This is a genomic window from bacterium (assembly GCA_018812485.1).
Classification (GTDB): Bacteria; JAHJDO01; JAHJDO01; order JAHJDO01; family JAHJDO01; genus JAHJDO01.
The window spans coordinates 35468-48130 of record JAHJDO010000115.1 but is presented as its reverse complement, the minus strand read 5'-3'; the positions used below and the strand labels follow the sequence as shown (position 1 = coordinate 48130).

General features: G+C 39.7%; 15 protein-coding genes. 4 read left to right on the top strand and 11 right to left on the bottom strand.

Translation table 11 applies throughout. The features are described from left to right. From KKC91_09500 to KKC91_09450, 11 genes are all read right to left on the bottom strand, one after another. A partial coding sequence (locus KKC91_09500; GenBank protein MBU0478785.1) for a glycosyltransferase family 1 protein occupies positions 1-654 on the bottom strand: 654 nt, incomplete at its 3' end. 14 nt (positions 655-668) lie between these two features. After that, positions 669-1193, bottom strand: a complete 525-nt coding sequence (locus KKC91_09495; GenBank protein ID MBU0478784.1) for a PIG-L family deacetylase — start codon at positions 1191-1193, stop codon at positions 669-671. A gap of 52 nt (positions 1194-1245) precedes the next feature. After that, positions 1246-3222, bottom strand: a complete 1977-nt coding sequence (locus tag KKC91_09490; GenBank protein ID MBU0478783.1) for a methyltransferase domain-containing protein — start codon at positions 3220-3222, stop codon at positions 1246-1248. Between the two features lie 32 nt (positions 3223-3254). Further along, positions 3255-4178: a glycoside hydrolase family 130 protein gene (locus KKC91_09485; protein ID MBU0478782.1), complete on the bottom strand. Its 924-nt coding sequence runs from the start codon at positions 4176-4178 to the stop codon at positions 3255-3257. 15 nt (positions 4179-4193) lie between these two features. After that, a complete protein-coding gene (locus KKC91_09480) occupies positions 4194-4430 on the bottom strand; it encodes a 4Fe-4S binding protein (GenBank protein ID MBU0478781.1) in 237 nt (78 codons plus the stop codon). A gap of 11 nt (positions 4431-4441) precedes the next feature. Next, on the bottom strand, positions 4442-5575 hold the full coding sequence (locus tag KKC91_09475) for a glycosyltransferase (GenBank protein MBU0478780.1): 1134 nt from the start codon (positions 5573-5575) through the stop codon (positions 4442-4444). After that, complete coding sequence (locus KKC91_09470; protein ID MBU0478779.1) at positions 5538-6521, bottom strand: hypothetical protein; 984 nt, start codon at positions 6519-6521, stop codon at positions 5538-5540. The genes KKC91_09475 and KKC91_09470 overlap by 38 nt, the downstream gene beginning before the upstream one ends. A 25-nt stretch (positions 6522-6546) precedes the next feature. After that, a complete protein-coding gene (locus tag KKC91_09465; protein MBU0478778.1) occupies positions 6547-7446 on the bottom strand; it encodes a sugar phosphate isomerase/epimerase in 900 nt (299 codons plus the stop codon). A 76-nt stretch (positions 7447-7522) separates the two neighbouring features. Beyond that, positions 7523-7666, bottom strand: coding sequence for a hypothetical protein (locus tag KKC91_09460; GenBank protein MBU0478777.1), 144 nt, complete (start codon positions 7664-7666; stop codon positions 7523-7525). A gap of 38 nt (positions 7667-7704) precedes the next feature. Then, on the bottom strand, positions 7705-8031 hold the full coding sequence (locus KKC91_09455; GenBank protein ID MBU0478776.1) for a hypothetical protein: 327 nt from the start codon (positions 8029-8031) through the stop codon (positions 7705-7707). Then, positions 8028-8396 (bottom strand): metalloregulator ArsR/SmtB family transcription factor, encoded by a 369-nt coding sequence (locus KKC91_09450; protein ID MBU0478775.1) that lies wholly within the window; start codon positions 8394-8396, stop codon positions 8028-8030. The genes KKC91_09455 and KKC91_09450 overlap by 4 nt, the downstream gene beginning before the upstream one ends. A gap of 162 nt (positions 8397-8558) precedes the next feature. Between KKC91_09450 and KKC91_09445 the strand changes: the two genes are divergently transcribed. Genes KKC91_09445 through mrdA form a run of 4 tightly spaced genes read left to right on the top strand, consistent with a single transcriptional unit; the run spans position 8559 to position 12653 of the window. Then, complete coding sequence (locus KKC91_09445) at positions 8559-9605, top strand: rod shape-determining protein (protein ID MBU0478774.1); 1047 nt, start codon at positions 8559-8561, stop codon at positions 9603-9605. Then, positions 9605-10390, top strand: a complete 786-nt coding sequence (mreC, locus tag KKC91_09440; protein ID MBU0478773.1) for a rod shape-determining protein MreC — start codon at positions 9605-9607, stop codon at positions 10388-10390. The genes KKC91_09445 and mreC overlap by 1 nt, the downstream gene beginning before the upstream one ends. After that, a complete protein-coding gene (gene mreD / locus KKC91_09435; GenBank protein ID MBU0478772.1) occupies positions 10390-10917 on the top strand; it encodes a rod shape-determining protein MreD in 528 nt (175 codons plus the stop codon). Before mreC ends, mreD begins: the two co-directional genes overlap by 1 nt. Continuing rightward, on the top strand, positions 10884-12653 hold the full coding sequence (gene mrdA, locus KKC91_09430; protein MBU0478771.1) for a penicillin-binding protein 2: 1770 nt from the start codon (positions 10884-10886) through the stop codon (positions 12651-12653). The genes mreD and mrdA overlap by 34 nt, the downstream gene beginning before the upstream one ends. Positions 12654-12663: the final 10 nt, after the last annotated feature.

The window sequence follows — 12663 nt, the reverse complement described above, 5'->3', positions numbered from 1 at the left end:
CCCTAAATGGGTGGCTAATTGCAAATCGTCTAGATTCTGCTTATATGTACGCGGTTGTGGCCAAACTTTACAAGCATATTTCCAATCAGGAGCCTTAGTATCGTTTATCGCTAAAGCCTGCATAACTTCCTGTGCACCTTTTGAGGCTGCATCACCGCCTACAGTTAAAATCATTATTTGGCCATCTGCTATACCTAAAGTTTCACGCACAGCGATAACCTTTTGCTCTTTCTTATCGCGAGGAATAAAAGCATCCGTATCACAACCTACGTGCAAAACCTCAATGTTTTTACCACTAAGACCATCACGTATATACACTTTTTTAACCCAATCGGAAGTAACAAGCACTAAAGGCAAATTATCAAGTACCTCACTATAGTTCGCCATATAACCATCAGCGACCAGCCAAGGAACAGCTGTTAACCCGTATCTTTGGGGATGAAGGACTAAATGAGGTGTTTGTCCCCAGTATCCAATGCCTACAACAATATCAGGTTCAAACCACCTATAATACCACTCTTTCTCTTGAGCAGACTCAAAGTTTACAGAATAAACATCAATCCCCATTTCCTCCAGCCCTCTATGCAGCAAATGTCCTTGTGTCGCAAGACCTGCCGGTGAGGGAGGGTAATCATATAAAAGCAATACTTTCATTTAAACTCTCCCTTCTAAATTTTCATACGCCAGAATGCTTCTTTTCTGGGTGTTGTTCTTGCTTCAAAACTATCCTTATCGAAACCATATATTTCAGTTATAATACTATACTTCCTCTGCCATATCTCATCAGTAAGTTCAACTGACAAATCTGCCTCAACAATCGCTTTTGGGAGATATTTTCCGTTACCATCTTCATATGCAAATGTCCATAACTGATTTGCGGATACTTTCTTACTGCGCCACAAACTTAAAACTGCATTTGCAGTTTCTTCATGCCTTAAATGTCTTGTGTATTCACCATTCAAACTATGTGTAAGAATAATCTCAAACATGCTGGAAGGCAATAATTCCATTATAGTTTTTTGAATTTCTATACTGCTTAAAGGATTTTGTTCTGGTCCATCATTCAAATCAGCCATAAAGCCAGATGCTTTGAAATTATCAAGAGTTTTAAAAAACTTAGGGGCACGGTTAGTATCACTTTTTCTGCAAATTGTAATTATCGTCCAGTCAACTTGAGTATTTGAAAGTATCATGCCTCCAGCCCACAAAGTTTCATCATCCGGATGGGCAACAATAACAGCACATTTACTGTTTTTCTTTATTGTAGGCAACACGCTCCTCTATCCTTTCATCCGTCTGGATATTCAATCGTTGTTCGCCTGCTTTTAAGATAGCCTCCAGTGTTTCTGAATAAGACATGCCCGCTATACTTGCCATCTTTGTAAGATGTCCGTCCCAGCACCAGCCCGGATTGGGATTCACCTCAAGAAGCTTGGGATTGCCTTCTGAGTCAAGTCTCCAATCAAAACGGCAGTAATCTCTATTTTCCAGCCTTTCAAAAAGCTTTAAACACCATTCTTCAATAAGCTTATTTGTCTCCTCCGGTAGTTCAGCAGGGACGGATTTAATTTTCCAGTATGGTGAGTCTGGGAGCCACTTAGACTCGTATCCGCATATTTTTGGAAGTTCTGCTGAAATTAATGAATAATCCGCTTCAATAATGGGTAAGACTGTGTAAGATCCGGGGGAATTTCCTATTATTCCTACGCTCAAATCTTTTCCTGTAAGAAATTCCTCAACAAGAATAGGTTTATCATAGCCAAATTTCTCCCGCATTTCTGAGATTGCGTTAACAAGTTCCTCAATATTATTTGCCACACTTCTTTGGGTTATTCCAAAACTGGAATCGCCGAAGTTTGGTTTGACTATAACAGGAAATCCAAAGGGAAGTTCAAAAGCAGTGTCTTCGGGCTTGATAAAGAATGCCGTAGGTACAGGAATATCCATTTCCTGCGCAATTCCACGTACAAGTGATTTGTCATAACAATAAGCAAGAGACTGAGGTCCAGAGCCTGTATATGGAATATCAAGCATTTCTATCAGAGAAGGGATATGAAGCTCTTTTCTGGCATCATTATTGAATCCCTCATCGCATAGGTTAAGAACCATCAGATTTTCTTTTGTTTTCAGTTTTGCCATATCATGAAGCAGAGTATCGTGATTGCTAAGATAGGTAAAGGAATAGTCTTTCAGTTCCCTTAATGCATTTTTTAATTGATCGATTGTATAGTAGTCATCATCGTCAAAGGAAGATAATGGCTTCAAAGGATCTGGTTTTGCCGGGTCGCCTAAGATCACAACTACATTCTTTGCTGCCTCTTTTTTCTTCTTGGAAGCTGCCCATTCTTTTCTTACTAAGGCTGTTACGATAATTCTTCTCGCCATCATTCCCAAGTCCTGATTCCGTTGAGAATTAGTGGATATCTGCTCAGGAATGGTAATGTCGTTGAATCCTACTGTTTCTAAAAGTCCAGTTATTGTCTCGCGGGTATAGAGTCTCTCTGCATAAAATTGATCCGCAATAATGCCTTTTCCAACATGAGTTATCAATTCTCGAGAAATTAGACGCTGTTTGTCCGCCGAGAGCGAACGTTCCCTGCAAACGAAATACTTTTTATCTATCCATTCCCATGATCTTGTTTTATACTGTTTTCTTAAATATTCCCCGTCAGTAATGTCGATGAGAAGTTTTCCCCATGGCTTTAGGGCTCGAAAAATCTCTTTTAAAACTCTCATATCATCCTGAACTGTTTCAAAATAGCCAAAACTATTTCCTAAAACCATTACTACATCAAAGGTGTCTGGTGTATAGGGAAGTTTTCGGGCATCACCTTCCTTAAATTTAATATCCAACACTTTCTTTCTCGCTCTAAATTTTGCCTTTTGAATCAGATAGTGGGAACGATCTATCCCTTCAACATATTTGAAACCTCTCTTTGCTAATCCCATAGAATGACGTCCTTGTCCGCAGCATAAATCCAGGATTTTATTGTCTGGAGACAACTTTAGAATATCAGAGAACAAATCCAATTCTTGATTAGTGATATCCTTATCCTCAACTACATCACCATCTGTTTTTATATATAGGGAGTTGAAAATATTACGCCACCAATCTGGACGCACATGCTCTTCAAGACTTGATACGGGGCCTAATATTCTTTGATAGTATTTACTCTTTTTCTTACTTTGTGGAGGTTTGTCACTAGACGTTCTTTCATTCATCGTTTTTCCCTCTTTGTTTTGCTGTTATTGTGTTAATCAAAACATCTTTCCACCAGATTGTTGAGGTCAGCAGTAGCCAGGCAGATACAAGTATCACATGCTCCGTAGTAAATTTTTACCTCACGGGTTTTTCCGTCTAAAATCGCGCCGCAGCAGAAAACCACATTATTCACATCGCCCACCCTTTCGTAGTATTCTCGGGGAGAGAGGACAGGAGCTCTGCCCCTGGCGATTAATTTAGAAGGGTCTTTGAGGTCAAATAAAGCGGCTCCCAAGCGATAGATACTGCCGCTCGCTGTCTTTTTCACTCCATGATAAATTTCCAGCCAGCCTTTATCAGTCTCAATCGGCGGCGCGCAAGCGCCGATGCGATGGGAATCCCAGTAGCCGGATCTGTTCTCCATAACGCATATGGAATTTCCCCAATAGACTAAATCTTTGGAATAAGATATCCATATCCCTTCGCCAATCGGACGGTCAAAGCGGACAAAGTCGCCGTTAATCTTTTTGGGAAAAAGAACCGCATCCTTATTGTCCGGCTGTGAAATAAGAGCAATTCTTTCAAAAGTTTTAAAATTTTTTGTAGAAGCAAGGGCAATGCGTGGTCCGAAATGAGAGTAAGCGGTATAAATGATGTAGTAAATATTTCCAATCCTTGTAATTCTTGGGTCTTCTATCCCTCTCCTTTCATATGTCTCAAACGGCTCCTTATTACTTCGATGCATAACCGGATTTTGGGAAATTTTAAACTTAATTCCGTCCCGACTCTCTGCCAGGAAAAATCTTGACTTTCCGTCTAATCCTTCTACCCGCAGCAAAAGAAAATACTTATCCTGATAGTATGCTGCTCCCGCATTAAAGACCGAATTGCTAGCCTGTGGAATATCATTTAGAGTTATAATGGGATTCTTCTCATATCTTTTGGCAACCTCCTGCTGCCATTGTTTTTTATCCATCATACATTCTCCTTTCTAAAAGTTTTTTTTCACTTTCAATGCCTTCTCTGGACAGGCTTCTTGACACCCCCCACAGGCATCACAGAGCTTGATGTCCAGAATGGCTATCTTCTCCCTCACATCCTCTGACCAGCCCAAAGCTTTTTTAGGACACTTTTCAATACATTTTCCACAGATATTGCATAGGCCAGGAAATAAAGCGATGACTACTCCGTCTGCCTCATAAACCAAAGACCTTTCTTTATCTGCCATCCTCCTCTCCTTTATAGGTCAATATACCTTGCTCTCCCATAAGGGACAGAAACTACATTGTGATAAGCATCTCTCGTCCTCCTGGCTACAATCTCCCATGACAGAGTTTTCTTTACATAATCTCGGGCATTTTTTGATAACTCATTACTAAGGGCATCATCACTCAAAATTCTTACGATATGCTCCACAAATTCATCGTCATTATTGGCAATGAAACCACATTTGGATCTCGTAATCATATCTCTGAAAGCTCTCACTTCGGGAGAGACAACTACCGGGCGATTGAAAGCAAGACAGTGAGCTAATATTCCGCTCTGGGAACCATTCAGATAAGGCATGGGAACAACATCGGCAGCCGAGAGTATAGTGTCGAAAGTCTTCTGCGGAAACTGACCTCTAAGAACCTTTATCCTGTCAAAAACAGGCGAGTTATTCACTAAATTGAAGAACTCGTCTCTATACTCACTATACTCTTGCTGTCTCATCTTGCCTGCAATGACAAGGACTGCATTCTCTATTCTTTCCGCTATCTTGGGGAATATTCTTACTATTCTGTCCAGTCCCTTGGATGGTCTGAAGTAGCCGCAGAGAAGAATGACCTTTTCATTTTCGTTCAAGCCTATCTTCCTCTTCGCATCTGGGATGGGTTCGATTTCCCTTGAGCCATGTGGGATAACTATGATGTTATCAAAGGAGCCAATCTTGTTGAGAATCGCTTCTTTCTGATATTCTTCATGGACTATTACTGCATCAGTGCCCCGAATAAGTGCTTCCAAAATTATCTTTTTCTCTCTTGAAAAGTCCTCATAAACAGTGTGTAAGGTTATAACCACCGGTATCTTGCGCAGTTTGAGTCTATATAACAGAGGAATGATATTCACTCCCTTGTCTTTTCCAAAGAGCCCATATTCGTGTTGTATGTGGACAACATCTGGAGTGAACTTAATCATGATCCGAAAGATTTTGTCGGCTAAATCGGGATCATCGGCATGGAAAGCTGGATAAACTCTCTTACCCTCTCCTCCAAACTGGCTGACGATATAGACCTCACTGCCAGACATCCGCAGGGCGTCAACTAAGTATCCTGTATAAGTAGCAATACCACACTCAATCGGCGGGTAGGTAGAGACCATCCCGATTCGCAATTTTTTTCTCCTCGCTTTCTATCAAACGACCAGCTAAATGGGAAACCTTCTCATCCAGCTCTTTGATTATCTCCAGTTTATCGTGAAACTCATTCATTCTACCCTCAATTATAGCTTCTTTCAATGTTTTTTTGTATCCGCAGTAGCCGGATAGAACGCCCAGCCAGAACATAAATTCTTCTCTTCGGTCATTGGTATTTATGGCCTGAAGGATATATTCGCAACATTCTTTACCGGCGGCTTCAACAGAAGCCTTAGCTAACCAACGCAAACTGGCATAGAAGTAGCCAATTGCCCAGTAGTAGTTGATTCTATCCGACCAGCAGTCGTAGTCTGTAGTCAAAGCCCGAAACTTCCCATCATACCTGACGATGCGAAAATTTTTAATATCAGGATCCTCAATGCCCGAACCGTAGCAAAAGCAAATGCCTTTGTCTCTTAACTTGGGAAGGACATCTTTCGTCCCTGAGATGAAAGGGGCGAGTTGAGGGAATTGCTCGCTCAATTCAAGGAATCCTCTCAAGGCACGCGGCACCTGAAATATATCCTTTCTTGGAAACATAGTGTCCAGCAGGTCTAAGTAGTCGAGGACAGCATCTATGGCAGAATAGGCTTCCTCGCCTAACAGAAACGGAGGAAGAAACTCTCCTATATAATGGCAGACGATTGTTCTCTCCTTTTTGCAAACTTGGAATATCTCGGGGTGAAAAATCCCGCGTTCCTTTAAAAGAGCAAATATTTCTAAGGATCTCAGGTGCCTTTCCTCATCGGGGAAAGTTGTGGAGACAAACCTCCGAGTCTTATCCTTGAGAACGGAACAGACCACTTTTCTCTCCCAGCTGTCTTTGGCATTTAATCTTGACTCAAAGACATAGCCATACTTCCTGAGAGGGAATCTTTCTAAGAAGTCCTGACTTACATTACAGTCCTTCAATTCCTCAAGCATACAAGTCCTTACTCAATTAAAAATTCTAATCTATCCCTGTTCTTTTCAAAAAATTCAGGCTTTCTTTCAAATCTTCACCAGACACATTACCTCCTACTTCCACTATCTTAATGGTCTTTTTCGATAGATACTTCCTGACTAAAGAGAAATCCATATCTCCCAGTCCGGGCAGGAGATGATCTTCTAAGCATCTAACATCGTGCAGATGAATCCCAACCATTTTCTCCCTAAAAGTCTTGAGCCAATCTTCTTGTCTGCTTAATCCCATGTTCTCCTGAACCTGACAGTGTCCGGTATCGTGCCAATAGCAGAGGTTATATTCTTTTATCCTGTTAAATATTCCTTCCATCTCTTTAAGGCTTGGAATCTCATAAAAATTTACTCTTGGTTCAAGACAGAATAAAGTTTCCCTATCTCTCTGGCAGAGCGTCTTTAAGCTCCTGATAACCCTTTCCACGTACTCGTAGGCGTATCTTGTTCGCATTTCCAGCAAATGCTCTCTTAGCACTTGCAAATGAGTACTCCCTTCAGACCATCTCTTCTTGAAATCTCTGTAGCTCTCCTTCAAGTCTTTATCTTCAATATACCCGGCATGGAGAACGACTACCCTTGCTCCCAAGGATTTAGCAAACTTAGCTGTTTCCAGGGTGAGTTCAATTGTCTCCTCTCTTTTCTTCTCGTCAGCGGACGCGAGGAAATCTCCTCGTTTATTCTCAGGATCAACAGGCTTATCGGTAAATATGTTGTGGACACTTGCTACCTTTAAATTCAATCTCCTCTGACAATTTAGAATATCCTTTTTAGATACTCTAGAAGAGGATACTCCGATCTCAAACGTGCCAAAGCCTATTCCTGTACTCCTTTTAAAGAATTCATCTAAATTGGATGACAATCCAGGCATACAGGCAGTGGAAATACCTAACATAAATTCTTAAACCTCCTTATCGCCAGACAGCGGGGTAAAGGGATTTCTCACCCCGCCGACTGGGAGAAGAATAACACTATTCTTCCACTTCTGCCGCTGGAGCTTTTTCCTCAACTGCCGGCTTCGTCCCCATAGCTGATTCCTTCTTACAGCCAGTTGCAATTATGGAAATAGAAATAATCAGGCAACCGACCATCACCAACCTTAGCCATCTCAACATTGTTTTTTCACCTCCTTTGAAAGCAAGCGTTTTTATCATTAGTCTTCTTTCTCAACAGAGATAATCTTAGCTACTTTTTTGCCGTCTCTAACCACATACTCAATTTCGACACTATCACCTGCGGCGATATCTTCCAGTGCCTTCACATTTTTAAGTTCTACCTTGGTGTCTATAATGTAGGAGACATCTACTTCTTCGCCCTCGTCATTAGACTCTCTAACTACGAGTTCGTTAGAAGATAAGCTTCGCACTATACCGTAAGAGGACACTAACTCCCCTTCCTCTTGAGCCAGCGATATGTTAGATACAAAACACATCAGAAGACTTAACGCCAATCCTGCAGCTATCACTAAATGTCTATTCATTTTTTATCACCTCCTTTCGCATTTGTATTTTTCCTAATCTTTCTGATTTCTTTGAGCCTGTCCAAATCCTGCTTAAACGTCTCTAATCCATCAAGCCCAACTGTGACAATCCTAAGCAATTCTTTATAAGCCTTTCCCTCTGGTTTTATTAATTGATAATAAACGTTGAGCCCGTCTTTTCTATCACATACCACTCCGGTTAATCGTAGTCGAGTAAGATGCTTGGAAAGATTGGATTGATTTGATTGCAGAACTTCGCACAGCTCAGTCACATTTAATTCGTGCTTGCTGAGGAGATTTATGACTCTTAGCCGAGTTTCATCGGCAAAGGACTTTAATATCTGGTCTGCCTTCTTAATTCTCATCGACAACCCTCCTATTCTATCACTATGCAACTATATGACCATATAGTCATATAGTATGACTATGGAAATTATATTGTCAAGTAAAATGTCAAGCAAAATAGTAATTGACCTAGTCTGCCTTGTATGATACTTTTAGATTATTAAAACAATATGGAGGAAGGGATGAATACAATTTTTCAGTCCATTTTTAATTTGTTTTCAAATGACATAGCAATAGATCTTGGAACGTCTACTACTCTCATTTATGCAAAGGGCAAGGGCATTGTTCTTTCTGAACCATCGGTTGTTGCTATAAGAGGAAATACAAGCAAAGTGCTGGCTGTTGGAAACGATGCAAAGAAAATGCTCGGAAGAACGCCTGGAGATATTTCTGCAATAAGGCCTCTAAAGGATGGAGTCATTGCGGATTTTGAGGTAGTGGAGATAATGCTAAGACATTTTATAACAAAAATCCATAATAGAAGAATGTTTATAAGTCCAAGAGTAATTGTTGCTATTCCATCAGGTATAACAGCCGTAGAAAGGAGGGCTGTGGAGGATTCGGCTATTCATGCTGGGGCAAAGGAGGTTTATTTAATTGGAGAACCAATGGCAGCAGCTGTAGGCGCAGGACTTCCTGTCCAGGATCCGGCTGCAAGTATGATTGTAGATATAGGAGGTGGAACTACAGAGGTTGCTGTTATATCTCTTGTTGGCAGCGTTTATGGACGGACGATCCGTATTGCTGGCGATGAGATGGATGCAGCTATTATAGAGCATATCAAAAAAGCGTACAATGTTCTTATTGGTGAACGTACAGCAGAGGATATAAAAATAAAAATAGGTTCAGCATTTCCAGCAGACAAAGAGGGAAAAATGCAGGTTAAAGGAAGAGATTTGGTTGCAGGATTACCAAGGACTGTATCTGTGTCATCTGAGGAGATAAGAGAAGCTCTGAGTGAGCCTGTGTCTGCAATTGTTGAGGCTGTTAAAGCAACTCTTGATAGAACGCCACCTGAGTTGTCAGCAGATCTGGTTGACAGAGGAATAATATTAGCAGGAGGAGGAGCACTTCTTAAGGGACTGGATAAATTGCTCATTAAAGAAACGGGTCTTCCTACCAACATAGCAGAAGATCCTTTAACTGCTGTGGTTAGAGGCGCTGGAAAGATACTGGAAGAGTTAGATTTTTATAAGGATGCTTTGATACATTCTGAATACAGGACGTAGTGAAACGCGTTCTAGTTCCCGTTATTATTTTATGCGCCTGCATTATTCTACTCACCGTCAGTCATAATTATTCACAAGATAATGTAAGATCAGTATTTTTAAATCTACTATATCCATTTCAGAAATTAACGCGCTCTGCATATAAATCTGGTGTGAATCTAAAAAAAGCTATTCTCTCTGTAAGGGAAATGCGTTCTAAGGAGGATGCTCTGGAAAAGGAGATTGAAAGCTTATCAATAGAGATAAAGTTGTTGAGATCTTTACGTACAGAGAATAAGAAATTAAGAGAACTTTTAGAGATCAAGAATAAATATAATTATCAGATAATTTTTGCAGAAATTATTGCAGGAGATATAACAAGTTTGTATGATTCAGTAATAATTGACAAAGGGAAAAAGGATAATATTGAGAAGAATATGCCAGTTATGACAGCACAGGGCATTGTAGGAATAACACAAGATGTAGGAGCATACTCAACCAGGATTATAACTATTCTAAATCCAAATTGCAAGCTAGGTGTATTTGTTGGCAGAAGTTCCCTAAGAGGAGTTATGCAAGGCAAAGGCGATTATTGCGTTATAAAATATATATCTATAGAAGAAAATATAGAAATAGGAAACAGGGTATACACCTCTGAAGGAGGAGGAATATATCCGGAAGGAATAGAAGTTGGAAAAGTCTTCAGAATAGATAAAAACCCGCATGATATTTTTCAGGTTATATACGTTCTTCCTTGTGTAAATATTCGAACACTTGACAAGGTTGCAGTAATTAAAGACAAATAATGAAATTCCTTATCTGGCTATTTCTGGGCCTATTTTTAATCATTTTCCAAACATCGGTTTTTGACAAACTGGAGATTTTTGGCGCAAAGCCGGATTTATTGTTAATTCTAGTCGTTTACGCCAATTTAGATAAAAAGATATATAAGGGATTAGCAGTTGCATTAATTGGCGGTATTTTTGCCGATGGATTTTCAGGCACTATTTTTGGGATACAGCTTATTTGTAAACAAGTTGATGCATTCGTTACCCAATTCTTATCAAGAAGATTATTTGCTAATGAGAAATTTGTAAAAATTTTAGTAATAGCGATAGTTAGTCTTGCGGATAGGGTAGTATTATATTCAACATTCATCTTACTGAATCAAAATATGAATACATTGTTATACTTGGTAAGAAATACAGCGGTTATTATTCTATACAACGTAATAATCAGCCTTATTCTTTTCAGATTCTTCGATTACGTCTTCATATTGGGGGATAAAATCTATAAAACATGTTACATGATAAAAAAGAGACTGCGAACATAAAGAAAAGAATAAAGAACGTTGCCTGGATATTACTGGCATGTTTTTTGGTTATTATCTTTCGTCTATGGTACTTGCAGCTCATAAGAGGGAACCAGTTCAGGGATAGAGCAAAATCCAACAGGATACGTTTAGTTCATCTTAACGCTCCGAGAGGTTGCATATACGATAGAGATGAAAATCTTCTTGTTAAAAATGTCAGCTCTTTTAATGTGCTGGCAGTCCCAAATGAAATAAAAGACATAGGCGCAACAGTCAAATTACTCTCCGAGATTCTTGGCTTAGAACAAACTCTCATAATGAGAAAACTCTACGATTTAAACTCTAAGGAGTACTCTGGTATCGAACTTGCATCAAATATTAGTTTGGAGAAAGTAATATTGATTGAAGAAAGAAGCTCCCTTCTTTCAGGGATATTTATTCAGATAGAGCCTCGGCGAAAATATATATTAGGAGAAAGTGCAGCGCATATAACGGGACATGTTAGACAAATTAGAAAAGGAGAGATTGAAAAGAAGCAGTATCATATATTTCAATACAATGAATTTAAGGGAGAAGGAGGCGTTGAGGAAGCTTTTGATAATTTTCTGAAGGGATCTGATGGAGGAAAACAGATTGAGGTTAATTCTAGAGGGGAACAAGTAGCATTGCTTGTAGAAAAAAAGCCGGAAAGAGGCAGCAATATTATTCTTACAATTGATAAGCACATGCAAGAATTTGTAAGCAAATTATTAGAGGATAAGACAGGTGCAATAATCGTTATGAATCCTCAAAATGGAGATATACTCGCAATGGCAAGCAGCCCTTCTTATGATCCTGAGATTTTCAATACACCTGTTCTTCAAACAGATTTAGACGCTTTAGCCAAAAAGGATGCGCCTTTACTTAACAGAGCTATTTCTGCTTTATATGCACCCGGTTCAATATTTAAGATACTTATAGCTGCTGCAGGCTTGAAATATCATGTTGTAACTTGCCCTCAAGAACTGGAGTGTAGAGGACACTTGAAAATCGGGGAAGGGATATTCTATTGCTGGAACAGAGCAGGCCATGGATATATGAATATGTATAATGCTATAAAAGATTCATGTGATGTTTATTTCTATAGACTAGGACTGTTATTGGGGGTTAATAGGATTGTAGATTTTGCGGATAAATGCGGATTCGGCAAACTTACAGGCATAAAGCTTTCTGGAGAAAAAGCTGGGCTTATACCAGATAAAAGCTGGAGAAAAAAGAGGGCTTGGTATTCTGGAGATACAGCGCTCTTATCAATAGGACAGTCCTATCTCTTAGTAACTCCTATTCAACTAGTAAGCCTGATTAGCGCAGTAGCAAATGGGGGAACTATGTACAAACCCAGAATTCTTTTGCAGACACCGCCTGAGCAGATAGGTAAGTTGCCATGCAACAAGGAGGCAATAAGACAGATTAAAAAGGCTCTTTGTGAGGTTGTAAGCGATAAAGGGACCGGTAAATTCGCCCAGGTTAAGGGATTGGAGATTGCAGGTAAAACCAGCACGATTCAGGTAGTAAAGATGGAACATATCATCAAATACAAAGATATTCCGTATAAATTCAGGGATCACGCTATGTTTGTTGCTTTTGCTCCTGCAAAAAATCCACAGATTGCTCTCGTAGTTGTTATTGAACACGGTGGAGAAGGGGGGAAAGTAGCTGCGCCTATTGCAAAACAAATATTTAAATGGTATATGAAAAACAGAAGTGATAAGTCATAGGGAGAAAGGT

Excerpts from the sequence above, each read along its gene's own strand:
- KKC91_09455 (MBU0478776.1), bottom strand. The coding sequence starts at position 8,031 with ATGAATAGACATTTAGTGATAGCTGCAGGATTGGCGTTAAGTCTTCTG.
- KKC91_09465 (MBU0478778.1), bottom strand. The coding sequence starts at position 7,446 with ATGTTAGGTATTTCCACTGCCTGTATGCCTGGATTGTCATCCAATTTA.
- KKC91_09445 (MBU0478774.1), top strand. The coding sequence starts at position 8,559 with ATGAATACAATTTTTCAGTCCATTTTTAATTTGTTTTCAAATGACATA.
- KKC91_09495 (MBU0478784.1), bottom strand. The coding sequence starts at position 1,193 with ATGATACTTTCAAATACTCAAGTTGACTGGACGATAATTACAATTTGC.
- KKC91_09460 (MBU0478777.1), bottom strand. The coding sequence starts at position 7,666 with ATGTTGAGATGGCTAAGGTTGGTGATGGTCGGTTGCCTGATTATTTCT.
- mrdA (MBU0478771.1), top strand. The coding sequence starts at position 10,884 with ATGTTACATGATAAAAAAGAGACTGCGAACATAAAGAAAAGAATAAAG.
- KKC91_09470 (MBU0478779.1), bottom strand. The coding sequence starts at position 6,521 with ATGCTTGAGGAATTGAAGGACTGTAATGTAAGTCAGGACTTCTTAGAA.
- KKC91_09485 (MBU0478782.1), bottom strand. The coding sequence starts at position 4,178 with ATGGATAAAAAACAATGGCAGCAGGAGGTTGCCAAAAGATATGAGAAG.
- mreD (MBU0478772.1), top strand. The coding sequence starts at position 10,390 with ATGAAATTCCTTATCTGGCTATTTCTGGGCCTATTTTTAATCATTTTC.
- KKC91_09450 (MBU0478775.1), bottom strand. The coding sequence starts at position 8,396 with ATGAGAATTAAGAAGGCAGACCAGATATTAAAGTCCTTTGCCGATGAA.
- KKC91_09480 (MBU0478781.1), bottom strand. The coding sequence starts at position 4,430 with ATGGCAGATAAAGAAAGGTCTTTGGTTTATGAGGCAGACGGAGTAGTC.
- KKC91_09490 (MBU0478783.1), bottom strand. The coding sequence starts at position 3,222 with ATGAATGAAAGAACGTCTAGTGACAAACCTCCACAAAGTAAGAAAAAG.